At 63.5% G+C, this 22,009-nt stretch carries 22 protein-coding genes; 2 read left to right on the top strand and 20 right to left on the bottom strand.

The genetic code is table 11. The features are described from left to right. The first annotated feature begins 173 nt into the window (after positions 1 to 173). Positions 174 to 1,415: a peptidase T gene (pepT, locus tag KHZ24_10370; GenBank protein MBS5451591.1), complete on the top strand. Its 1,242-nt coding sequence runs from the start codon at positions 174 to 176 to the stop codon at positions 1,413 to 1,415. Between the two features lie 221 nt (positions 1,416 to 1,636). On the opposite strand, the gene KHZ24_10365 is transcribed toward pepT, so the two are convergent. After that, positions 1,637 to 1,942, bottom strand: a complete 306-nt coding sequence (locus KHZ24_10365) for a hypothetical protein (protein ID MBS5451590.1) — start codon at positions 1,940 to 1,942, stop codon at positions 1,637 to 1,639. Between KHZ24_10365 and KHZ24_10360 the strand changes: the two genes are divergently transcribed. After that, on the top strand, positions 1,929 to 2,306 hold the full coding sequence (locus tag KHZ24_10360) for a response regulator transcription factor (protein MBS5451589.1): 378 nt from the start codon (positions 1,929 to 1,931) through the stop codon (positions 2,304 to 2,306). The two genes, KHZ24_10365 and KHZ24_10360, sit on opposite strands and share 14 nt — an antisense overlap. A 453-nt stretch (positions 2,307 to 2,759) precedes the next feature. Here the strand turns inward: KHZ24_10360 and KHZ24_10355 are convergent, their stop codons facing one another. From KHZ24_10355 to KHZ24_10265, 19 genes are all read right to left on the bottom strand, one after another. Next, positions 2,760 to 3,929 (bottom strand): ATP-binding protein, encoded by a 1,170-nt coding sequence (locus KHZ24_10355; GenBank protein MBS5451588.1) that lies wholly within the window; start codon positions 3,927 to 3,929, stop codon positions 2,760 to 2,762. Positions 3,930 to 4,146: 217 nt separating this feature from the next. Continuing rightward, the gene (locus KHZ24_10350) at positions 4,147 to 5,706 is read right to left on the bottom strand and encodes a PLDc N-terminal domain-containing protein (protein MBS5451587.1); all 1,560 of its coding nucleotides are present in this window, start codon (positions 5,704 to 5,706) and stop codon (positions 4,147 to 4,149) included. Between the two features lie 25 nt (positions 5,707 to 5,731). Next, on the bottom strand, positions 5,732 to 7,003 hold the full coding sequence (gene murA / locus KHZ24_10345) for a UDP-N-acetylglucosamine 1-carboxyvinyltransferase (GenBank protein MBS5451586.1): 1,272 nt from the start codon (positions 7,001 to 7,003) through the stop codon (positions 5,732 to 5,734). A 227-nt stretch (positions 7,004 to 7,230) separates the two neighbouring features. Then, a complete protein-coding gene (gene atpC, locus KHZ24_10340) occupies positions 7,231 to 7,656 on the bottom strand; it encodes an ATP synthase F1 subunit epsilon (GenBank protein ID MBS5451585.1) in 426 nt (141 codons plus the stop codon). A gap of 48 nt (positions 7,657 to 7,704) precedes the next feature. After that, entirely contained in the window at positions 7,705 to 9,120 is a 1,416-nt protein-coding gene (gene atpD, locus KHZ24_10335) for a F0F1 ATP synthase subunit beta (GenBank protein ID MBS5451584.1), read from the bottom strand. Positions 9,121 to 9,123: 3 nt separating this feature from the next. After that, positions 9,124 to 10,011, bottom strand: a complete 888-nt coding sequence (gene atpG / locus KHZ24_10330; GenBank protein ID MBS5451583.1) for an ATP synthase F1 subunit gamma — start codon at positions 10,009 to 10,011, stop codon at positions 9,124 to 9,126. Between the two features lie 2 nt (positions 10,012 to 10,013). Continuing rightward, positions 10,014 to 11,582: a F0F1 ATP synthase subunit alpha gene (gene atpA, locus KHZ24_10325; protein MBS5451582.1), complete on the bottom strand. Its 1,569-nt coding sequence runs from the start codon at positions 11,580 to 11,582 to the stop codon at positions 10,014 to 10,016. After that, a complete protein-coding gene (gene atpH / locus KHZ24_10320; GenBank protein MBS5451581.1) occupies positions 11,582 to 12,151 on the bottom strand; it encodes an ATP synthase F1 subunit delta in 570 nt (189 codons plus the stop codon). The genes atpA and atpH overlap by 1 nt, the downstream gene beginning before the upstream one ends. Further along, a complete protein-coding gene (atpF, locus tag KHZ24_10315) occupies positions 12,141 to 12,752 on the bottom strand; it encodes a F0F1 ATP synthase subunit B (protein MBS5451580.1) in 612 nt (203 codons plus the stop codon). The genes atpH and atpF overlap by 11 nt, the downstream gene beginning before the upstream one ends. Positions 12,753 to 12,801: 49 nt before the next feature. Beyond that, positions 12,802 to 12,993 carry an ATPase gene (locus KHZ24_10310; GenBank protein ID MBS5451579.1) on the bottom strand — a complete coding sequence of 64 codons (192 nt, stop codon included), beginning with the start codon at positions 12,991 to 12,993 and terminating at the stop codon, positions 12,802 to 12,804. 166 nt (positions 12,994 to 13,159) lie between these two features. Further along, on the bottom strand, positions 13,160 to 13,954 hold the full coding sequence (atpB, locus tag KHZ24_10305; GenBank protein ID MBS5451578.1) for a F0F1 ATP synthase subunit A: 795 nt from the start codon (positions 13,952 to 13,954) through the stop codon (positions 13,160 to 13,162). A gap of 2 nt (positions 13,955 to 13,956) precedes the next feature. After that, positions 13,957 to 14,256 carry a hypothetical protein gene (locus KHZ24_10300; protein MBS5451577.1) on the bottom strand — a complete coding sequence of 100 codons (300 nt, stop codon included), beginning with the start codon at positions 14,254 to 14,256 and terminating at the stop codon, positions 13,957 to 13,959. A gap of 242 nt (positions 14,257 to 14,498) precedes the next feature. Next, a complete protein-coding gene (locus KHZ24_10295; protein ID MBS5451576.1) occupies positions 14,499 to 14,978 on the bottom strand; it encodes a cytidine/deoxycytidylate deaminase family protein in 480 nt (159 codons plus the stop codon). Positions 14,979 to 15,082: 104 nt separating this feature from the next. Beyond that, positions 15,083 to 15,640: a ribose 5-phosphate isomerase B gene (gene rpiB, locus KHZ24_10290; GenBank protein ID MBS5451575.1), complete on the bottom strand. Its 558-nt coding sequence runs from the start codon at positions 15,638 to 15,640 to the stop codon at positions 15,083 to 15,085. A 78-nt stretch (positions 15,641 to 15,718) separates the two neighbouring features. Beyond that, positions 15,719 to 16,366 (bottom strand): threonylcarbamoyl-AMP synthase, encoded by a 648-nt coding sequence (locus tag KHZ24_10285; protein ID MBS5451574.1) that lies wholly within the window; start codon positions 16,364 to 16,366, stop codon positions 15,719 to 15,721. After that, a complete protein-coding gene (gene prmC, locus KHZ24_10280; protein ID MBS5451573.1) occupies positions 16,366 to 17,343 on the bottom strand; it encodes a peptide chain release factor N(5)-glutamine methyltransferase in 978 nt (325 codons plus the stop codon). The genes KHZ24_10285 and prmC overlap by 1 nt, the downstream gene beginning before the upstream one ends. Positions 17,344 to 17,350: 7 nt before the next feature. Next, positions 17,351 to 18,826 (bottom strand): InlB B-repeat-containing protein, encoded by a 1,476-nt coding sequence (locus KHZ24_10275; protein ID MBS5451572.1) that lies wholly within the window; start codon positions 18,824 to 18,826, stop codon positions 17,351 to 17,353. Positions 18,827 to 18,907: 81 nt separating this feature from the next. After that, the gene (prfA, locus tag KHZ24_10270; protein ID MBS5451571.1) at positions 18,908 to 19,975 is read right to left on the bottom strand and encodes a peptide chain release factor 1; all 1,068 of its coding nucleotides are present in this window, start codon (positions 19,973 to 19,975) and stop codon (positions 18,908 to 18,910) included. 255 nt (positions 19,976 to 20,230) lie between these two features. Further along, a complete protein-coding gene (locus KHZ24_10265) occupies positions 20,231 to 21,739 on the bottom strand; it encodes an FAD-binding protein (GenBank protein ID MBS5451570.1) in 1,509 nt (502 codons plus the stop codon). Positions 21,740 to 22,009: the final 270 nt, after the last annotated feature.

The raw sequence follows: 22,009 nt of genomic DNA, 5'->3' as shown, positions 1-22,009 counted from the left end.
CACGGCTCGCCTTCTTGTCCACCGGGAACTCTCGGCACGGCAGAAAGGCGCGCCGCACCCCCAAAAGACGGCTACTTGGTGCAGCCTGAGCGCCCGCCTTTCCCGACCGCCTGCATCCATGGCATGTATGCCATACTGGCACCCGACCGTACCCGACCTCTGATTGGAGCGCTATGAGTGACGTCGTTGATCGTCTTATCCGCTACGCTAAGGTGGGAACGCCCTCCAATCCCGCCAACGAGGCGCAGGTGCCCTCGAACCCCGAGGAGCTCGACCTCGCCCGTCTACTCGCCGACGAGCTGCGCGCCCTGGGCATCGAGGACGCCTCCTGCGACGAGCACGCCTACGTCATCGGCCACGTGCCCGCCTCCGCCGGCGCCGAGGACCTGCCCTGCCTCGGCCTGCTCGCTCACATCGACGCCAGCCCCGACGCGCCCGCCCACGGCGTCGAGCCTCGCATCGTGCACTATGAGGGCGGCGAGCTGACGCTGGGCGTCGTGGACGGTGAGCCCATCACGCTCAACGCCGAGAACACGCCCGACCTGCCCAAGCTCGTCGGCAAGGACCTCATCTGCACGGACGGCTCCACGCTGCTGGCCGCTGACGACAAGGCCGGCGTCGCCGAGATCATGGCGCTCGTGGCTCGCATCGTTGCCGACCCGAGCATCCCCCATCCCCGTCTGGCCGTGTGCTTCGCCCCCGATGAGGAGATCGGCCACGGCTGCAGCCTGCTCGACCTGGACAAGTTCGGCGCGGACTACGCCTACACCATCGACGGCGCGGACATCGGCGGCGTCGAGTACGAGTGCTTCAACGCAGCGAGCGTCGACGTCGAGATCCGCGGCCACGAGATCCATCCCGGCAGCGCCAAGGACATCATGATCAACTCGCTGCACATCTTCGAGGAGTTCGACGCCATGCTGCCCGCTTGGGAGCGTCCGGAGCACACGGACGGCTACGAGGGCTTCTTCCACCTGGCCAGCGTGCAGGGCACGTGCGTGCACACGAGCGCGACCTACATCATCCGCGATCACGATGCTAAGCGCTTCGAGGCAAAGAAGCAGCTCGTCGTCGACGCCGGCAACCTGCTCAACAAGCGCTGGGATGAGCCGCGCGTCACCGTCACCGTGCGCGACCAGTACCGCAACATGGCCGAGGTCGTCGCGCCGCACATGCATCTCATCGACAACGCAAACGAGGCGTTCCGCTCGTGTGGCTACGAGCCGTACACGCTGCCGATCCGCGGTGGCACCGACGGCTCGCAGCTGTCGTTCCGCGGCCTGCCGTGCCCCAACCTGTCGACGGGTGGCTACAACTTCCACAGCGTGCGCGAGTTTATCCCGGTGTTCGCGCTCGAGGGCATGGTTGACGTGCTTCAGGCGCTGGCCGGACGCTACGCTGTGGCGCAGAACTAGTCGGGAGCCCGCCCCAGATTCAGCCCTACCGCGTCACATCGGCCCCCTCCCCTATCATCCGCGCACAAAACGGCCTCACCGTGCGGGGATGATAGGGGAGGGGGCTTTTGTGTATGCAGCATGTGCCGGTCGGCGAAACGGCGAACCCCAATCGGAGCAGGGCTCGCCTTTTCCCGCTCAGGCAGCGCCGCTCTCCCCGTCAACGCGCATGCCCCATCATTTCAGGCGTTCTCCACCCCAGGATTGGCCGCCATCCTCTCCCCAATCCCCCTTGCATTGTTCTTTATCCTCACGTTCGGCATGCACAAGGCCGCATACACCGCGAGAAGATGTGATGGTAGGCGCCTTCTCGCCTTGGCGGCGTCTCTGTGCATGGGTGTCCTTGCGTGGTGTCCGATAACTTTGCTCCTGCCCCTGGGCCTAGCATCCATGCCGTGGATGCGGCAGATGGCTCCAATCTTTTGTCTTCTGTGCCTCTCGTTGGCAATCGCACCGAAACGACGGCCATCGCCGATGCAGTCTGGCATAGGGGCGAAGGCACCCTCTGGAAAAATCGCAGCACTGAAGCACCAGAGCAATTCCCCCATAACGCGCAAAGGGCCGGACCGTTGCTCCGTCCGCCCCCGTCTCTCATCCCCCATCACTATTGAGAAGCTGCATGGCCTTCTTGCCGAGGCAGAACTCGCTCGCTTATCTTCTCGTGGGCTCACAAGTAGGGAGCTCGATGTCTTTTGCTCTTATGTCACAGGCATGTCATCGACACAGGCAGGAAGGCTATTGGGGATCTCGGACAAAACAGTGAGGGAATACTGGCGTCGCTGTAGAGTAAAACTAGACGTCAACGGCCTCGATGAAGTTGCGCCCAAATGGCGCGAACATGACGCTGGCTGATAGCAGACGGACCGCAATTCCCCATGAACAAGCATGCCCCTCATCAGGACAATTCGCGTCAGACACCGCTCGTTGTAAGCGGCTTTTCCGCCTCGCCTACAGACATAAGACCGAAGCCGCCTTACCTTTTGAGTATCGCGTCAAAAAGCTGGGGACAAAATCGACTCCGAGGTGGTTCATATGAGCATGGACAGAACAAGAAGCAAAGCGCACAGAGGGTTGGCGGCCACAGACATTGCCCGCTCAATAGCTGCAGGGGCCCGTCTGGGAGCAACGCCGTGCTTCGTCATCGCTTTGCTGGTGGTGTTTCGCGGAACAGGACCCTGGCTTGGACTAGTGTCCTGTCTGATGATCGCGTTGGCTTTACTAACAGCGGTCGTCTCGCTGCAAGGCCTGGGGTCGGTCAAGCCATCCGAGCCCCATCTATGACCCGAGAGGAGTTCACCTCAGACGTCATTCCAACAGGCTTCCGATCTCTGTGAACGGAACGACTTTCCCTCGTTTCGTTTGCATGGCATGGTCTCCACCATATACGACCGCCTGCGATCCAACATCAAGTCCAAGTTCATCGCCCGCTATGGCATTCAGGCTGTCAAAGTATCGAGAGTTATAGGTCGTGGATGACTTGCATTCGACCGCCTTGATGGCCTTCATGCCGCGTTCGATAAGAATATCGATCTCTCTCTTATGATCATCGCGCCAAAATGACAAATGAGGATCGCGCTTCCTAGCGTACGAGCGTTTCATGAGCTCGCAAATAACACCGCACTCGAACAACTGGCCCAAGTGGCCCGTGTCGTAAAGTGCTTCCGCGCTATCGCACCCCATAAGATACGCCGCAAGACCCGTGTCGTAAAAGTAGAGCTTTGGCGTCTTAACAAGTCGCTTTGTTGCATTTGAGAAGTGGGGACGCAGGCGAAACACGATACTGCTCGCCTCAAGTGTAGACAGCCACTCCCGAGCGGTTGACGGAGAGATCCCGCAATCGGATGCAAGCGATGAGAGGTTCAGGAGCTCCCCGCATCGCAGAGCGCACAGCCTAACGAACGTCTCGAAACCCGACAGATTTCTTACGCCGAGTTCAAGTCGAATATCACGCTCGAGATATGTCCCCAAGTAGTCAGAAAAGTAATCCTGAGGATCGATACCGTGCACGGCCGTTGCAGGATATCCGCCCCGATACAGCCATTCCGGCATACTCTGTAGTGGAACGCCGGCTCCCCTCAGCTCCTCATACGAAATAGGCAGCAAAGTGAACAGGGCAACTCTGCCCGCCAAAGACTGACTGACTGACCGCATGAGGAGAAAGTTCTGGGAGCCCGTAAGAATAAACTGCCCCGCCATCCTATCCTCATCAACAATGCCCTGGAGATAAGAGAAAAGCTCAGGAGTACGTTGTGCTTCATCAAAGATGACATGGGAGCGATTACGTGACAAGAACGCCTTCGGGTCGTCCTCGAATTCAGCCCTCGTATCAGGGTTTTCCATCGAAAGGTACGCGTAGTCAGGAAACGCAAGACGGGTAAGAGTCGTCTTGCCGCTTTGTCTTGGACCCGTTATCGAAAGTATGGGGTACTGCTGTGCGCTCTCAAGAAGCTTCGTCTTCATCTCGCGAGGAATCATCGGCGTCGCCTCCAGTCGATTCAATATGGCGCAAGGTTGTGCTCTAACGAATTATCTCGCGAGGCATGCGCCGGTTACATCTGCTACTTACTAATTGGCGCAAATTCTACTTACCGATCAGCGCAGATTCTACTAGTCGATTGGCGCAAGTTCTACTGTGCAATTAGCGCACATCCTACTTACCGATTGGCGCAGAATTCCCGCCCGCAAGAACGACCTACATCAGCGGAGCAACGAGACGCAGGATACGACGACCAATCTTGAGGGGACCGAGCTTCTCGTCGGCATATTGGGCGGTCACCTCGGCGCTCTCGTCGAACGTCTGCTTGAAATCGGCCGCGATATCGGCGATGGCCGGACACCGATACAGGACGCACCCGTTCTCGAAGTGCAGATAGAGGCTGCGATAGTCCAGGTTGATCGTGCCGACCGTCGCCACGTCGCCATCCACCAGCATCTGCTTGGCGTGGATGAAGCCAGGCGTCCACTCGTAGATGCGCACGCCATAGCGAGCCAACTGTGCATAGTACGAGCGCGTCACGCGATACACCATCTTCTTGTCAGGGATTCCCGGCGTCACGATGCGCACGTCAACACCTCTGCGCGCAGCCAGCGTGAGCTCGCGCGTCATCTCATCCGTGATGATCAGATACGGCGTCGTCACCCACAGGCGCCGCGTCGCGCCCTTGATGACGTTGAGGTAGACGTCCTCCGCCGTCGCCGTGCGATCGAGAGGCGAGTCACAGTACGGCTGGACCCAGCCCTCTCCCGCGCCCGAAGTCGCAGGTTCATCTGCCGGAAAGTACCGGTCAAACTCCCCCTTATCCGTCTCCTCGATGGCGTTCCACATCTCGAGGAACGTCGCCGTCAGCGAGCGCACTGCCGCCCCCGTCAGGCGTACACCCGTGTCTTTCCACATGCCATAGGGGTGCGTGACGTTGAAGTACTCGTCGGCGAGGTTATAGCCGCCCGTATAGCCCACGTGCCCATCCACGACCGTGATCTTGCGGTGGTCTCGGTTGTTCAGAAGGACGCTGACGACAGGCACGAACGGGTTGAACACGCGACACTGGACGCCGATGGCCTCCATGCCCGCAATGAACTCCTTGTTGATGAAGCCAAAGCTCCCCATGTCGTCATAGATGACGCGCACCTCAACGCCTTCGGTGACCTTGCGCGCAAGCAAGCGCTTGAGCGGGGCGAGCGCCGCTGAGTCCTCGATGGCGTGGTACTCAAGAAACACGAACGACCGCGCCTCTGCGATATCCGTCAGCTGAGCCCTATAGCCACACGCCGCATCCCCGTAGAAGCGAACGTCTTCGCAGCGATAGAGGGGAGCCGGCACGCCAGATGGCTTTTCGGCAAGATAGCGCGCCTCGTTTCCGAGCACGACGTTCTCCGCTGTCAGCTCGGCAAGATCGCCAGGACGAGGCGGGACGGTCTTGCTCAGCGAAGCGTCGATGCGCTCGAACTTGCTGCGCGCAAAGTGCAGAGGGATGGAGCCCTCTATGAGGATGAACAGGAAGATACCGAACACGGGCAGGATGAGCAGTACGAACGTCCACAGAATCTTGTAGGCGGCGTTCTGGTCGCGCCCAAGCACGAACAGCACCATAACGACGGCTATTGCCTCGAATGCGGCCTGCACAACGGTTGACCACAGGTAAAACCGCATCATGAGCACGAGCAGCCAGGCGATCTGCACCAAAAGCAGCAGGGCAACGACTATCACCCTGAACACGCTGTTCTTTACTTCGGTGCCAGCCTTCTGATCCATCTGGCGCTGTTCGCCCTCCCCGCCCCTATTTCGCGGGATCTGGCACGTCGATGTGGCAGCACGTCGCACCGACCTCGCTCAGCTTCTCCGTGAAGCGCTCGTAGCCACGCGCGATGTGGTGCGTGCTCGAGACGTACGTCGTGCCGTCGGCCACAAGCCCCGCCAGGACGAGCGCAGCACCGCCACGCAGGTCGGGAGACTTCACCTGGGCGCCCGAAAGGCGCGACGGCCCCTTGACGAGCGCGTGTCGCTCCTCGACGCGGATATTCGCCCCCATGCGAACAAGCTCAGCGACGAGCATGAAGCGATTCTCGAAGACGTTCTCCGTGATGTAGCTCGTGCCATCGGCCAGACAGTCCAGCGTCATGAACTGAGCCTGCATGTCCGTCGGAAAGCCGGGATACGGCAGCGTCTGCACGTCCACCGGCACGAGGTGCGACGCACGCGACACCGTGACGGAGTCGGCCTTGCGCGTGACGGGGACGCCCATCATCTCCATCTTGCGCAGCGGAATGTCGAGATGGTTGGGGTCAAAGCCCTCGACCGTGAGGTTTTCGCCACAGAGAGCGCCGGCCACGAGGAATGTGCCAGCCTCAATGCGATCTCCAACGCACTCGTGGTCACAGGCGTGCAGCGAGGCGCCACCATGGATCTCGATGATCGGCGTGCCCTCCCCTGTGATGTCTGCACCCATGGAAATGAGCATGTGAGCAAGGTCGACGATCTCAGGCTCGCGAGCCGCGTTCTCAATGATCGTCGTCCCCTTTGCCCCCACGGCGGCCATCATGACGTTCTCCGTTGCGCCGACGCTGGGGAAGTCAAGCGTGACCATCGTGCCGCGCGTCCCGTTGGGCGTCTCGGCGTGGATGTAGCCATGCCTGCTCTCAAACACGACGCCAAGGGCCTCAAGGCCAACGAGGTGCTGGTCGATGGAGCGCGCGCCGATGTTGCACCCGCCCGGCATAGCAACGACAGCACGACCGAAGCGCACGAGCAGCGGGCCGAGCACCGTGATAGAGGCTCGCATGCGCGAGACGAGCTCGTACGGCGTCACCCACTTGTCGACGCCGGTCGTGTCGATCGTGATCTCGTGCCCCTCGTGCGTCACGACAGCACCGAGCGTCTCGAGCACGCTGCCCATCAGGTGTACGTCCGAGATGTCGGGCATGCGGGTGAGATGATATGTTCCAGGCGCCATAATCGTGGCTGCCATGAGCTTGAGGGCGGAGTTCTTCGCGCCTTCGACGTGAATCGTCCCAGACAGCGTTGCCCCACCGTCAACCTTGATGACGTCCATCACACGCCCTTCCCTTGCCGGACAATGCCGCGCCGCGAGGTATGCTCACTTCGTTCGTACCCAGTATCTCGCCTGTCGTACAAGCATAGCGCAGTTTGCCTGATGCACACATGATAGCTTGACCGCGATCGAACGCCAGGGGCGCTCCCTCTACAAAAAGCGGCCCGCCAGTGCATCATCTGCACCGACGGGCCGCCTGTCAAACCATAAACCGTGCGTTTGAACCGTTACGCCTGCTCGCCGGTAGCGGCAGCGATAAGCAGCTCAAACCAGGCCTTCTGCCCCTTGTAGTACGCATACTCGGGGCTGTCGACACCCAGGGCATTGAGGTGCGCCTCGGCATCGGCAAGATCAGAACGAACGGCCGTGACATCGAGATCCTCGAGAGCCTGCGCGTTGTCGGCAAGCACGATGACCTCGTTGTCCTTGACCTCGGTGTAGCCACCCGAGACAACGAACTTCGTCTCGTGGCCGCGACCGCCAGCCTGGGTGGTGACGCGCACCACGCCGGCCGTCAGGCTGGAGACGAACGGCTCGTGGCCCCTCATCACGCCGAATCCGCCGAGCTCACCGGGAAGACCCACATAGGAGGCCTCCTCGGAGAACACCGCCTTCACGGGCGTGACGATCTTGCACTTCAGCGTGTCAGCCATGTCAGCGCCCTTCCTTTCGTTTGAGCGTGCAAGCGTAAGGACGGGTTGTTACTTGGCCGACATCTTTGCGGCGCGCTCGCGCACGTCGTTGATGTCGCTGGCGTAGCGGAACGCCTGCTCGGGAAGATCGTCGCACTTGCCGTCGATGATCTCAGCGAACGAGCGCACTGTGTCCTCGAGCTTCATGTAGACGCCCGGGTTGCCGGTGAACTGCTCCGCGACGTGGAAGTTCTGGGACAGGAACTGCTGGATCTTACGAGCACGGTTGACGACCAGCTTCTGGTCCTCGGAGAGCTCGTCCATACCCAGAATGGCGATGATGTCCTTGAGGTCGGAGTACTGCTGCAGCAGCTCCTGAACCTGCGTCGCCACGCGATAGTGCTCTTCGCCGACGATCAGCGGGTCAAGGGCCGACGAAGAGGACGCCAGCGGGTCAATAGCCGGGTACAGACCCAGCGAGGCGATCGAACGGCTCAGCGTCGTCGTGGCGTCCAGGTGAATGAACGTCGTGGCGGGCGCCGGGTCCGTCAGGTCGTCAGCGGGAACGTAAACGGCCTGGACCGAGGTGATCGAGCCGTTCTTCGTCGACGTAATGCGCTCCTGCAGGTCGCCCATCTCCGTGGAGAGCGTGGGCTGGTAACCGACCGCCGAAGGCATACGGCCCAGCAGAGCCGAAACCTCGGAGCCAGCCTGCGAGAAGCGGAAGATGTTGTCGATGAACAGCAGAACGTCTTGACCCTGATCACGGAAGTACTCGGCCGTCGTCAGGCCAGCCAGGCCGACGCGCAGACGGGCTCCCGGGGGCTCGTTCATCTGACCGTAAATCATGCAGGTCTTGCTGATGACGCCCGACTCGCTCATCTCGAGGTAGAGGTCGGTGCCCTCACGCGTGCGCTCACCGACGCCCGTGAAGACCGAGGTGCCGCCGTGACCGATAGCCAGGTTGGAGATGAGCTCCTGGATCAGAACGGTCTTGCCGACGCCTGCGCCGCCGAACAGACCCGTCTTGCCACCACGGACGTAGGGCTCAAGCAGGTCGATGGCCTTGATGCCCGTCTCGAAGATCTCCGTGGACGTGGAGAGCTCCTCGAAGGCAGGGGCCGGATGGTGAATGGGATAGTAGTCCTCGACCTCAGGCATCGGCTTGTTGTCGACGGGCTGACCCATGACGTTCCAGACGCGACCGAGGGTCTGAGGACCAACGGGCATCTTCATGGGGGAGCCGGTGTCGACCGCCTCGGCGCCGCGCTGCAGGCCGTCCGTCGAAGACATGGCGACCGTACGGACGATACCGCCCGGGCGGTGAGCCTCGACCTCGAGAACGGTCTGAATGCGGCCGACCGGGGTCTCCGCGTCAACCGTAAGGGCGTTGTAGATCGCCGGCATGTTGCCCTCGTCGAATTCGACGTCGACGACAGGGCCGATGATGCGGACGATGCGCCCGATGTTCTTGGAATCGCTCATCGTCTATTCTTCCTTCTCCTGGGCCGCGGCACCTGCGACGATCTCGGTGATCTCGGTGGTGATGGCGCCCTGGCGTGCACGGTTGTACTGCAGCTGCAGGGTGTTGATGATCTCGGTCGCGTTATCCGTGGCCGACTTCATCGCCTTGCGGCGGGCGCCCTGCTCGCCGGCAGCCGAGTCGATCAGGGCGTGGTAGGTCATCGTCACGACGTACGCCGGGAGGAGCCGGTTAAGCACGGCAGCCTCGTCAGGCTCGAAGTCGAACGTCGCCTCGGGGCCCGCAGAAGTCCCTGCCGTCTCCTTGGCCTGCACCTGCACGGGAAGGAGCTGCTCAACGCGCAGATCCTGGTCGGCGGCGTTGCGAGCGTGGTTGTAGAACACCACGACCTCGTCGACGTCGCCCTTCTCGTACGCAGAGCGGGCGTAGGAGGCGATGCGGTTGGCCTCGTCAAACGTGGGGTCCGCGGACAGGCCCGCGAACTTCATCTCAGCCGAGACGCCGCGATAGCCGAAGTACCCGATTGCCTTCTTGCCGCAGAGGATGAACTTCGTGCTGACGCCCTGGGCTGCGTAGTCCTGGGCCATCCTCTCTGCGGTACGGAGGATCTGGGTATTGAAGGCGCCTGCGAGGCCACGGTCAGAGGTGACCACGACAAACAGGACGCACTTCTTTTCGGCATGGGCCTCGAGAAGCGGATGCGAGGCCTCGCCGGACGTACCGGCGAGGTTGCTCAGCATCTCCAACATTGCCTCGGAGTACGGGGTCGCCGCCACGACACGATCAGTCGCACGACGGATCTTCGCGGTAGCCACCATTTCCATGGTGCGCGTGATCTGCTTCGTGCTCTTGACCGAAGTGATGCGCTTCTTGATGTCGCGGAGGTTAGCCATGCTTACACCTGGCTTTCGGCGACGAACTGCTCGTGATACGCCTTCACAGCCGCCTTGAGCTCGCCAGCGAGCTCGTCAGAGACCTTGCCGGCCTTGATCTTCGCGGTGAACTCAGGGTGCGTGGCATGCATGTTATCGAGCAGGCCGTTACGGAACGGCACAACCTGCTCGACCGCCAGGTCATCCAGGAAGCCGTTGACGCCCGCGAAGATGGACATGACCTGGTCGGCAACGTCCATCGGCTTGTAGCGAGGCTGCTTAAGCAGCTCGTACATGCGCGAACCACGGGTGAGCTGATCCTGCGTCGTCTTGTCCAGGTCGGAGCCGAACTGGGTGAAGGCCTTGAGTTCGTCGTAGGCGGCGAGATCGAGGCGCAGGTTACCAGCGAACTGCTTCATGGACTTGATCTGGGCAGAACCACCGACACGCGACACGGAGATGCCGACGTCGACAGCGGGGCGCTGACCCTGGAAGAACAGGTCCGTCTGCAGGTAGATCTGGCCGTCGGTAATGGAGATGACGTTCGTCGGAATGTATGCCGACACGTCACCGGCCTGGGTCTCGATGATCGGCAGAGCCGTCAGCGAGCCGGAACCGTTCTCCTCGTTTAGCTTGACGGCGCGCTCAAGCAGACGCGAGTGCAGGTAGAAAATGTCGCCAGGGTACGCCTCACGTCCCGGCGGGCGGTGCAGCGTCAGCGACATCTGGCGGTACGCCACGGCCTGCTTCGACAGATCGTCGTACACGCACAGAACGTGGCCACCGGGGTTGTCCTTCGACGCCGGCTTGCCGTCCTTGCCGTTGTACATGAAGTACTCGCCGATGGCGGCGCCGGCCATAGGAGCGATGAACTGCAGCGGTGCAGAGTCAGAGGCCGAGGCCGACACGATGATCGTGTAGTCCAGGGCGCCGTGCTGCTCCAGCGACTCGCGAATGGCCGCCACCGTCGAGGCCTTCTGGCCGATGGCGACGTACACGCAGATCATGTTCTCGTTCTTCTGGTTGATGATCGTGTCGATGCCGACGGCCGTCTTGCCCGTCTTGCGGTCACCGATGATCAGCTCGCGCTGGCCGCGGCCGATCGGGATCATCGCGTCGATGGCGAGCAGGCCCGTCTGGACGGGCTCGCACACCGGCGTACGGCTCATAACGCCAGGGGCCTTGAACTCGATGGGACGAGCACCCTCAGCGTGGATGGGGCCCAGACCATCGATGGGCTGGCCCAGCGGGTTGACAACGCGGCCGAGCATCTCCCGCGAAACGGGAATCTCGAGAATGCGGCCGGTCGTATGAACCTCGTCGTTCTCCTTGATGACGTCAACGTCACCGAGCAGAACGGCGCCGACCTCTTCCTCCTCGAGGTTCTGCGCAAGGCCATAGACCTTCTTGCCCGTCGAGCTCACGAACTCGAGGAGCTCGCCAGCCATGGCGTCGCGCAGGCCCTCGATACGGGCGATGCCGTCTCCGACCTGAATGACCGTACCGACCCCGCGCGTGTCAACCGTGGTGTTCAGCGAGTCGAGCTGCTTCTTGAGCGCCGCCTCGATGTTAGCAGCGGTAATCTCCGCCATTACTTCTCACCTCCGGTAGACGCGGTCGAAAGCACCGCACGAGCATGGGTCAGCTGCGTCTTGACGCTCGCGTCCATGCGCTTGCCATGCGTGCTCATGATGATGCCTCCCACGATGGAGCGGTCCACCTTCTCATTGAGGCGAACCTCCCCGCCGAGATCGGCGGAAAGCTTCTTCTTGATGACCTCGCGAAGGTGGTCATCAAGTGCAACGGCCGTGGTGACGTCCACCACGATCGTGTTGGTCGCCTTCTCGGCGGCCTCTCCGTACGCCGTGACCACGCGGCCGAGCAGACGCATGTCGCCACGCTCTGCCATGACCGCGATGACCGAGACGACCTCGGGTGCGAGCCCCGCAAAGGCGTCCCTGATGAGCGCCGACCGGTTCTCTGCGGGAACGTTGGCGTTCCCGAGGAACTCACGCATCTGGGCGGACTTGTTCACCGTCGCGTAGACGCAGCGCAGGTCGTCAATGTTCTCGAAGACCCGCTCAGACGCCTGGGCGGCCTCAAGGAGGCAGGAGACGTACGTAGCGACGCTCTGCTTGTCCAGAGTGCGATTAGTTGGCATCGAGGGTCCCCGCCTCAGCGACGTACTTCTCGATCAGCTTGCGCTGATCGGCGTCGGACAGGTCCTGACCGATGAAGCGACCGGCAACCGCAACCGAGAGATCCGCGACGGAGCCCTGCAGGTCGGCGATAGCGGCCAGCTTCTCCTTCTCGATGGTCTTCTTGGCCTTGGCAAGCATCTCGTCGGCCTGAACCTGGGCCTGAGCCGTGATGTCGGCCTTGACCTGCTCACCGGCACGGCGAGCCTCGTCAACGATGCCAGCGGCCTCACGACGAGCGTCAGCGAGCTGCTTCTTGTACTCATCGAGAGAACGCTGGGCCTCGATCTTAGCGGCCTCAGCCTCTTCGAGGTTGTTCTTGATGGTCTCCGAGCGCTTGTCGAGCATGCCTACGATCGTAGGCCACGCGAACTTGGCAAGGACGAACCAGATCACCAGGAACGCAATCAGCGCCGGGATGAACTCGTTCATCTTCGGGATGATCATCGAGAGTCCAGCGCCGGACTCCTCTTCAGCGAACGCGAACGACGGAGTGGCCAGTGCGGTGAGGGCAGCTGCGAAAGGCAGCGTGTACGCCGCGGCGACAGGCTTGCGTGTCTTCATTGACTCACCTCCATCGACTCGTTGGCTAACAGTGCTCATCGTCTGAAAACTAGGCGATGAGGGTAGCCACGAAGCCGATGAGGCCCAGAGCCTCGCAGAAGGCGGCGGCCAGGATGAACACCGTGAACAGACGACCCTGAACCTCAGGCTGGCGAGCCATGCCGGTCGTGGAGCCGTACGCAGCCAGGCCAATGCCCAGGCTGGCACCGATAACGGCAAGACCATAACCAATAACGCCCATTGTTCCTCCTCAGAACAGGTGCCCGACCTCTTTGCCGAGCTTTTCCAATAGAACACGCATTGCCTATGTCATCGGCCGCGACGGCCGCAATGACCAACACTGTGGCGCCCGTGGACGCCGTCTTGCCGTTGAGCTGCTTTCGCAACCCTCAGGCTTGCCTCAAACCTTAGTGCTCGGACTCAGCGAGCTGGATGTAGACCGTGCTCAGGATCGTGAAGACGTAGGCCTGGATGACGGCAACCGCCATCTCGATGGCATAGATGAGGATGAGGATGACCATCCACACGATGGAGGGCAGGGCGCCGGCGAGCGTGCCCATCGTAAAGTCCATGAGCATCGGCATGATGCACAGCGACGTCATGAGAGCGAACGTGCCCATGACGACGTGGCCGGCGAACATGTTGGCGAACAGTCGGATGGCGAGAGAAACAAGACGGATGATCGTCGAGAATGCCTCGAGAATGCCGACGAAGACGGCCAGCGGCGCAACAACGCCCTTGGGGGCCAGCGACTTGATGTAGCCACCCACGCCGAGGTTCTGGATGGAGACGCGGATGAAGTACACGAACGAGACGGTGGCCAGGGCCGCTGTGACGCCGATCGTGCCCGTGCCAGGCTTGCAGCCGGGGATGATACCCACGATGTTGCAGATGGCGATGAAGAAGAACAGCGAGAGCAGGAAGGGCACGTGCTTGGCGCCCTTGGGGCCGATCGTGGCCATGACAACGTCGTTGCGCACGAACTCGACCGCAAACTCAATGGCGTTCACGAAGCGGCCCTTGGGAACGAGGGAGACGCGCCTCTTGGCGGCGAAGATGATGATGAGGAGCAGGACGACAGCGACCAGCATCCAGAAGATGTACTGGGTGAGGCCGAAGATCTCGTTGCCGTACATCGCTGGAGCGAAGAACTCCGAGACGAGGTGGTCGATCTCCTGCGGCAGGTTTGCCAAGGCTTCCATGTCTACTTGCTCCTCACGTCAGGACGCGGCTTCTTCAGGAACCACACCGCACCGATGATAACCATAACGAAGAACAACGCAACGAACGCGATCGTGAATGGGGCCATCGCAGAGCGCGCAAGTACATACGCGCCAAGCAGCGACACCGCCACGATCAAAACCGACGCTCCCACAGCAACAAGAGCCGGCAGAACACTGAGCCCATGCGCGCGCTTTGCGTAGGCGAATGCGACCAGATACGGTGCACCGCCTGCCGCCCCACAGAGGGCCCCAGCGACGATGGGAAGCACTTCACCTTCCATTACCGCAGCTCACACCCTCTCCTACGCGCTCCGCACCTCGTGCGAGCAAACAAATCCCGCCGTGGCGCAGCGGCAGCCTGATGTATGGTACCTATCGCCGGCCACCGTTTCAACGCACACACTGAAGAATATACTCATCGTCCCGACAGACTGTCGACAAACTTCACAATCCCCGCAAAAGCGCCCATTTCACCCGGCAGCGGCGTCTTACACGCGTCGTACAATCAGATAAAATGCCCAGGTTAGAGGGGGTGAAGCTCGGGAGCAAGCACCGGGAGCTGGGCTGCGAGTGCCCCCTGCGACGCCTTGTCGTAGTGCACGACGTCCACCCCGGCTTCCTCGAGCAGGGCGCAGCTGAGCTCGTCGGGGTAGGACTCGCCAAACACGATGCGGCGCACGCCAGCGTTGATGAGCATCTTCGTACACTGGACGCACGGATGCGCCGTGCAGTAGAGCGTCGCACCGTCCGAGGCAATGCCACCGTGTCGCGCAGCCTGGACAAGAGCGTTCTGCTCGGCGTGCAGCCCCCGGCACAGCTCGTGCTGCACGCCTGAGGGGATGCCGAGCTGCTCGCGTAGGCAACCACGCACGTCACAGTGCTCGATACCCGACGGCACACCGTTGTAGCCCGTCGCCAGGATGCGCTTGTCGTAGACGAGCACGGCACCCACGTGGCGACGAACGCACGTCGATCGTGTGGCGACGACGTGCGCGATCTGCATGAAGTAGTCATCCCAGCTAGGACGTGCGCAGGCACCGTGCCCCGGCACCTGCGCGCACGCTGGCGTCGCTTCTGGGATGTGGCCCTGGGTGGCGTCCACGACGGCTAGTTGGCGCTGGGATCGGCCGGGCCGAACTTCGCGTCGAGCTTGGCGTCGATGCTCTCAGCGAGCGTCGAGCGCACGGGCGTCACGTGAGGCGCCTGCGGAGCGGACGTAAGCTTCTCGGCAACGTCAAGCGCCATGATCTTCGCGACGCGCTGGGCGTGACGGCCGCCCTCGAACTCACTGACGAGGAAGACCTTGAGGATGCGCTTGTTCTCCTCGAGGCTCACGAAGCGGCCGGACAGCGTGATGACGTTCAGGTCGTTGTGACGGCGCGCGAGATCAGCGAACTCGGGGCTCGTGATGCTCGAGGCGCGGATGCCGCGCACCTTGTCGGCCGCGAGTGCCATGCCGATGCCCGTGCCACACACGAGCACGCCGCGATCGGCCTCGCCCTGTGCGACAGCATGCGCAACCTTGACTGCGTAGTCGGGGTAGTCGACGCGCTCAGCGTCTTCGGGGCCCAGATCGATCACCTCGTTGCCTAGCTCCTTAAGGAACGGCACGAGCTGCTGCTTCTGCTCGAAGCCGGCGTGGTCGGAGGCGATGGCGATGCGCATGGTAGGACCCCTCTCAATGGCGTGCGAATCCGCAGTTACGAGCCATTCTAACCCGCAGGTGCCGCGCAAGCCTCGTCGCTAGGACGCGGCGACGATCTCCATGATCTGCGCCGCAGGTATGGCGCCCTCGCGCGCTATGCCGGGGGCGTGCGCGTCCGTACAGACGACGACTGTCGACGCCTGCGTACCGTGATGCGGCTTTGCATCGTCGAGCGCAACGGCAGCGCCCTCGACGATGCGCGCCTCAAGCTCCGAGAACGCGTCGACGGCAGGCACGCCGCTCGTGTTGGCGCTCGTCGTGGCAAGCGGGCATCCAAGCTCGCAAGACAGCGCGACGACGGGCGGAGCGGCAGGCATACGCAGGGCAATTGTGCCGTCAGGGCCGAGATAGGCCGGGGGCACCGCATCGGAAGCACGCACGACAAGTGTGAGTCCCCCTGGCCACAGCTCACGCGCGAGGGCACGGGCATAGGCAGGGACGTCTGTTCCATAGACGCCGAGGGCGGAGGCGTCGGCGACGAGCCAGGGGATGGCCTTGTCATGCGGGCGGCGCTTGAGAGCGAATAGGCCCGCGGCGCCGTCGGGGTTCGCACCGACGGACTGCGCTACGCCGTAGACCGTGTCGGTGGGAACGACAGCGACACCGCCCGAGCGCAGGGCATCTGCAGCGTCCGCTATGACGGAGGGCTCGGGCTCGTCCCAACTCACGCGTAGGACCCGCCCCATCAGAGCTCGACCTCCCCCTCGATCGCCGTCCTCGGGTCAGGAGCATCGCCTGCGCGGACGGCGCACAGGATGCGGTCGCGACCCGTCAGATCGCGCACGATGCGCACGTCGCGATATCCGGCGCGCACGCCGGGCAGCTCGCTTGCCGCCACGAGCGTGTCCTCGTGCAGCTCGCAGGCGAGCAGGCCGCCGGGACGCAGGGCACGCGTACCGAGGTCGACGAGGCGGCGGAACACGTCGAGCCCGTCGGGGCCGCCGTCAAGCGCGAGCGCCGGCTCGAAGCCGCCAACCTCGCGCGGCAGCAGGGCCATCTGGGCAGACGGGATGTACGGGGGATTGGAGACGAGCACGTCAAACGCACCGTCATCGGCACCAGCGACGCCCGTCGCGAGATCGGCCTGCACGATGTCGACACTGCCGGCCAGCCCAAGAGCGTCGCGATTGCGCGTCGCGAGTTCGACGGCCGTCGGAGAGATGTCCGTGGCAACGACGCGCGCGGCCGGGCACTCCCCCGCGATGGACAGCGATATGCACCCCGTCCCCGTGCCGACCTCCAGCACGCGCAGCGGCGCCGGCGGTCCCGCAGGCACGTCGGCCTGAGCTACACGTTCGTTGAGGTAGGACAGCACCTCGTCGACGAGGATCTCCGTCTCGGGCCGCGGGATGAGCACGCCCGGCGCGCACTTGAGCACGATATGACGGAAGCCCACCTCGCCCGTGACGTACTGCAGCGGCTCACCCCGGCCACGCCGGGCAACGCCGTCGTGCAGCGTCGAAAGCTCGGCGGCGTCGAGCGGGCGATCGTAGTTAACGTAGAGGTCGACGCGCGACAGGCCTGTCGCGGCACAGAGCAGCCATTCCGCCGATAGGCGCGGGTGCTCGTCACCACGGCGCGTCAGAAAGTCACGCGTCCACTCGAGAGCGGAGCACACCGTCCAGAGCTTGCGCTCCCCGTTCGAAGCATCTGCCGCTACCATGCGTCCGCTACGCCCCCAGGGCGGCGCTCGTCACGCTCACCGTGGCAACCGTGCCCGTCGGCACCCACTGCGCGTATAGCGTCACGTCGGACGAAGGTACAAAGACCTGGCCGACCGCATAGAACAGACCCGATCCGTCGGCGGCTGTGTTCCAGCCGCGGAACTCATAGCCCGCGTTCACAAGCGAGCCCGCCGTCGCCACGGACGCCTGCATGCCGGCGTTGACACTGACCGCTTCAGGTGCGACACCCGCTGAGGCGCCGTTAGCGTCGTAGGTCACGATGAATGCAGCGGACGTGGCCGCAGGAACAGCCGTTTCGACACCTGCTACGGTAGCGTCTGCGGCTGCGACCGGCTCATCGCCGGTGACGGCCTTTTCCGACGCGGCAGGTGCATCCTCATTGGGCACCAGCAGAGCAGACGCCTGTGCCGCGATATCGGCAGCGGCAGCGTTTGCGCCCAGGGCAGACGCGTCGGCCTGGAGCACAGCGCTGTTCGCGGCGCCATCGCCCGAGCCGCGACCCACGAGCTCAAACACGCCGGCAATGCCGGGAGCGTCAAGCGTGGCCTCCGTCAGGCAAATGCCACGCGAAAGCGTCTCGTCGAAGGCGTACTGGGGATTCTCGATGCCGAAGCTCGCGTCGAGCAAGATGAGGCACGTGGCAGACGTCACGTCGTTGCCGTCGAACGTCACCGTGGAAGGCGACCAGGGAGAACCGGCGATGCGCAGGACCGGCTGCACGGCGGCGCTGCCACCCAGAGAGAACGAGTTTCCCGTCACGGACAGAGAGGGGTGGGCGGCGCTCTCAGCCAGCGAAACCATCAGGCCGGCTCCGTAGCCATACACCCCGTTAGCGCTGAACGTCAGCGAGGATCCCTCGGATGCCAGCGTTATGGCAAGAGCGCGAGCATCGCCAGTCGCCGTCGAAAACTCGTTGGCACACACGGAAGCAACGCCCGCCACGCTGCTCGTCAGCGTCGACGAGAACGAGCAGCCGTCGATGGAAAGATCCGCTGCCGAGCTCAGCCCCACGGGTCCGACGAACGAGACGCCACTCACAACGAGCGAGCACGCAGGCGTCGTCAGAGAGGCATCGGCGCCTGAAGACGTCACGATCTGTGCCGCGTCGTCGCCCGACACGATGCCGACGGTCAACGCACCCGCAGGCGCGCCCAACGACACGGGCGACGCAAGCGTCACGGAGCCGTGCACGACGAGCGTGACGGACGTGGCGCCCTCCGCAACTGCGGGGGAAGCCGTCAGGGCCGAGGCGGCGTCTTCAAACGTGGCGTACGTCGCAGCTTCGTCGACGCCCTGGGCGCCGCTCACCGTGACGAAGCCAGCCGATGCCGGGTCCTCCTCAGCCAACGCGGAGGCAGGAGCCAGCGACGCAAGCGCAACAGCGCAGCACAACAGCGCGCAGGCGATCAGCGCAAACGCGCCACGGGCCCACGGTCGAGGCCTCACGGGGGACTTCTCCATCAGCGGATGCCCCTCCTTTCGAGACAACGGGCGCCGCCGGGACTACCGAGCTCGTCCGGGCGGCGCCTCGCGCCTCATCGCTTATACGGCAGCAGCCAGTCGATCTGCGCGATCGGCGGCTGCGAGCGCATCGGTCACGTCGTCGAGGCTCTCCGCCAGGAGAACGCCCGAATACGTGGAGTTGAAGCCGATGCGGTGGTCGGTAACGCGGTCCTGCGGCTGGTTGTACGTGCGAATCTTCTCGGCGCGGTTGCCATGGCCAATCTGTGCGAGGCGCTCAGCACCAAGCTCTGCCTGCTGACGCTCGAGCTCCATCTCGTAGAGGCGAGCGCGCAGCACCTGCATGCACACCTCGCGGTTCTGGATCTGTGAGCGCTGGTCCTGCGACTGCACGACCGTGTTCGTCGGCAGGTGCGTGATGCGCACAGCAGAGTACGTCGTGTTGACGCACTGGCCACCGGGGCCCGAAGCGCAATACGTGTCGATGCGCAGGTCGGACGGGTCGATCTGGACGTCGATCTCGTCGGCCTCCGGCATGACGGCCACCGTAGCCGTCGATGTCTGAATGCGGCCCTGGCTCTCGGTCTTAGGCACGCGCTGCACGCGATGCACGCCAGCCTCGAACTTCATGATGGAGTAGACCTTGTCGCCCGTAACCTTGAACTCGATGGTCTTGAAGCCGCCGGCATCCGAGGGGCTGGCACCGATGGGCTCGATCTTCCAGCCACGACGGTCGGCCAGGCGGCGGTACATGGCGTACAGGTCGCCGGCAAAGATGGCGGCCTCGTCGCCGCCGACGCCCGCGCGGATCTCGACGATGGTGTTCTTCTCATCGTTGGGATCGCCGGGGATGAGCATGATCTTGATCTCTTCCTCCAGGCCCGGGAGCAGCGCCTCGTTGGCGTTGATCTCCTCCTGGAGCATGGCCTTGGACTCGGGATCGCTCTCCTCGCGCAGCATCTCGCGCGCGGTATCGATGTCGTCGAGAGCGCCGACATAGGCGCGGGCCTTCTTGACGAGCTCCGCCTGGCTGGAGTGCTCCTTGGCAAGGCGCGCGTACTCCTTGGGGTCGCTGACCACGGCGGGGTCGGAGAGCTTCTTCTCGAGCTCCGAGTATGCGGCGATGAGCCGTTCGAGCTTGTCGCGCATGGGTGTGCGCTCCTTCACTGGTATGTGGCACCGACCCGCCCAACCCCGGCAGCGCGTCAGATCGACGGCTTGCGCGAGGCTTGCTTCACGTGCAGGTGCATAGGTTGGCAGATCACGCCGGACGGGCTCTCCCGTCGCTCGCGGAGGCATATGTTACCACGGACATGTGGAGACGCCTCACAATGGTGACGCGCAGGGCAGCGGCGTGTGCATTGCAAAGAAAAACTGCAGGCTATAGATGGTGTATTGAGTTAGCTACGCATGACCAGCGTCATCGCTCGCCTCCGCCGCGAGCCGCTCGCCCGCACGCAGACCCATGACGCTGGCCATCATGAGGCCGCGCGTCCACCCCGACGAGTCTCCCAGACACGTGAGGTGAGGCACGGGCGTGCGCAGCTCGGCGTCCATGGCGACGCGGTTGGAATAGAACTTGAGCTCGGGGGCATACAGCAGCGTCTCAGGCGCAGCAAAGCCCGGCACGACCGTGTCGACGGCGAGGATGAAGCCGAGGATGTCGCTCATGGCGCGGTAAGGCAGGGCAGCCGTGATATCGCCGGCCTGGGCGTCGGGCAGCGTGGGGCGCACGTTCGAGCGCGCGAGCTCCGCCGGCCACGTGCGCTTGCCGTCGAGGATGTCGCCAAGGCGCTGCACGAGCAGGCTGCCGGCGCCGAGCATGTTCGCAAGCTCGCCCACCTTGCGCGCGTAGGCGATGGGCTGGTCGAACGGGGCGCGGAAGTGCAGCGAGCACAGGATGGCGAGGTTTGTGTTCGCCGAGCGAAGTGCCTCGTCCTTATATGAGTGACCGTTCACGACCGCCAGTCCGTCGTCGTACGTCTCCTGGGCGACGATGCCGCCCGGGTTCTGGCAGAACGTGCGGACCTTGTCCTTAAACGGCTTCGGGTAGCCGATGAGCTTTGACTCGTAGAGGACGTTGTTGACCTCGTCCATGACCTCGTTGCGCACCTCAACGCGCACGCCAACGTCGACGGGGCCCGGCTCGTGGGCTATGCCGTGGTCCTCACACAGGCGCTCGAGCCAGTCGGCACCGGAGCGTCCCGTGGCGACGACGACCTCCGCCGCGCGTACGAGCGTGGGCGTGGAGCTCTTGCCCACGGCAACGTGGGGTGCGAGGTAGGCACCGACGCAGCTGCCGTCCTCGAACGCAAGGTCGAGGCAGTCCGTCGAGAACAGGAGCTCGACGCCGGCGTCTTCGAGATGGTGCTCGATGCGCTCGTAGATCTGGCGCGCACACTCCGTGCCGAGGTGACGGATGGGGCAGTCGACGAGCTTGAGGCCCGCCTGGATGGCGCGCAGGCGAATGTCGGCGATCTCGCGCGCATGGCCGACGCCAGCAACGTGGGGGTCGGCGCCGAAACGCAGGTAGATGTCATCGACGCGATCGATCGTCGCCTGGGCGGCATCGGCGCCGATCAGTTCGGGCAGGTCGCCGCCAACCTCACTCGACAGCGAGAGCTTTCCGTCGGAGAAGGCGCCCGCTCCGGAGAAGCCCGCCGTGATGCGGCAGGGGTCGCAGCCAACGCAGCTGCCGAGGCGCGACTTGGGGCAGGTGCGGCTCTCGACAGGCAGGCCGCGCTCGACGAGCGTGATGTGGCGCGCGTCACCCGCAGCGAGCAGGCCGAGCGCGCAGAAGATGCCCGCAGGGCCGGCGCCGACGATGAGCACGTCCGTCGAGGAGGGAATGGCTGCCCCCCTCCGGCGCGCGTCGGTCGAAGCGGCTGTTGTCTGCGTGTCGTCGCACCCCATGGCGGCCTCCCATCGCGAGCTCGCGCCCGGGTTCGGTGCGCGGCATGCACGTGCATACAGCCGCTCTTATCCCCAATTCCGCGCGAGATGTATCGCATGCCTGGAGCAACGAGGCGAGGGGGGTCGGCGCGATGCAACGCCGCAGACGGAGCACCCCCGAAGGAGGGGTCGCGGTGCCCCAGATGCAAGGCGGGCCGGGGCGTAGCGTACTAAACGCTACGTAAGCCCCGGCCCAACGCCGCAGGTAGCACAATCTGGGGGAGGCGCCAC

The organism is Coriobacteriia bacterium, from assembly GCA_018368455.1.
Classification (GTDB): Bacteria; Actinomycetota; Coriobacteriia; order Coriobacteriales; family UMGS124; genus JAGZEG01.
Note: the sequence above shows the minus strand (reverse complement) of the source record. Positions and strands in the feature narration are given on the sequence as shown.

Excerpts from the sequence above, each read along its gene's own strand:
- KHZ24_10355 (MBS5451588.1), bottom strand. The coding sequence starts at position 3,929 with ATGATTCCTCGCGAGATGAAGACGAAGCTTCTTGAGAGCGCACAGCAG.
- KHZ24_10300 (MBS5451577.1), bottom strand. The coding sequence starts at position 14,256 with ATGGAAGGTGAAGTGCTTCCCATCGTCGCTGGGGCCCTCTGTGGGGCG.
- KHZ24_10275 (MBS5451572.1), bottom strand. The coding sequence starts at position 18,826 with ATGGAGAAGTCCCCCGTGAGGCCTCGACCGTGGGCCCGTGGCGCGTTT.
- rpiB (MBS5451575.1), bottom strand. The coding sequence starts at position 15,640 with ATGCGCATCGCCATCGCCTCCGACCACGCCGGCTTCGAGCAGAAGCAG.
- prfA (MBS5451571.1), bottom strand. The coding sequence starts at position 19,975 with ATGCGCGACAAGCTCGAACGGCTCATCGCCGCATACTCGGAGCTCGAG.
- atpF (MBS5451580.1), bottom strand. The coding sequence starts at position 12,752 with ATGAAGACACGCAAGCCTGTCGCCGCGGCGTACACGCTGCCTTTCGCA.
- KHZ24_10265 (MBS5451570.1), bottom strand. The coding sequence starts at position 21,739 with ATGGGGTGCGACGACACGCAGACAACAGCCGCTTCGACCGACGCGCGC.
- atpB (MBS5451578.1), bottom strand. The coding sequence starts at position 13,954 with ATGGAAGCCTTGGCAAACCTGCCGCAGGAGATCGACCACCTCGTCTCG.
- murA (MBS5451586.1), bottom strand. The coding sequence starts at position 7,003 with ATGGACGTCATCAAGGTTGACGGTGGGGCAACGCTGTCTGGGACGATT.
- KHZ24_10360 (MBS5451589.1), top strand. The coding sequence starts at position 1,929 with ATGCAGTCTGGCATAGGGGCGAAGGCACCCTCTGGAAAAATCGCAGCA.
- atpA (MBS5451582.1), bottom strand. The coding sequence starts at position 11,582 with ATGGCGGAGATTACCGCTGCTAACATCGAGGCGGCGCTCAAGAAGCAG.
- KHZ24_10295 (MBS5451576.1), bottom strand. The coding sequence starts at position 14,978 with ATGCAGATCGCGCACGTCGTCGCCACACGATCGACGTGCGTTCGTCGC.
- atpG (MBS5451583.1), bottom strand. The coding sequence starts at position 10,011 with ATGGCTAACCTCCGCGACATCAAGAAGCGCATCACTTCGGTCAAGAGC.
- atpC (MBS5451585.1), bottom strand. The coding sequence starts at position 7,656 with ATGGCTGACACGCTGAAGTGCAAGATCGTCACGCCCGTGAAGGCGGTG.
- prmC (MBS5451573.1), bottom strand. The coding sequence starts at position 17,343 with ATGGTAGCGGCAGATGCTTCGAACGGGGAGCGCAAGCTCTGGACGGTG.
- atpD (MBS5451584.1), bottom strand. The coding sequence starts at position 9,120 with ATGAGCGATTCCAAGAACATCGGGCGCATCGTCCGCATCATCGGCCCT.
- KHZ24_10365 (MBS5451590.1), bottom strand. The coding sequence starts at position 1,942 with ATGCCAGACTGCATCGGCGATGGCCGTCGTTTCGGTGCGATTGCCAAC.
- KHZ24_10310 (MBS5451579.1), bottom strand. The coding sequence starts at position 12,993 with ATGGGCGTTATTGGTTATGGTCTTGCCGTTATCGGTGCCAGCCTGGGC.
- KHZ24_10350 (MBS5451587.1), bottom strand. The coding sequence starts at position 5,706 with ATGGATCAGAAGGCTGGCACCGAAGTAAAGAACAGCGTGTTCAGGGTG.
- KHZ24_10285 (MBS5451574.1), bottom strand. The coding sequence starts at position 16,366 with ATGGGGCGGGTCCTACGCGTGAGTTGGGACGAGCCCGAGCCCTCCGTC.
- pepT (MBS5451591.1), top strand. The coding sequence starts at position 174 with ATGAGTGACGTCGTTGATCGTCTTATCCGCTACGCTAAGGTGGGAACG.
- atpH (MBS5451581.1), bottom strand. The coding sequence starts at position 12,151 with ATGCCAACTAATCGCACTCTGGACAAGCAGAGCGTCGCTACGTACGTC.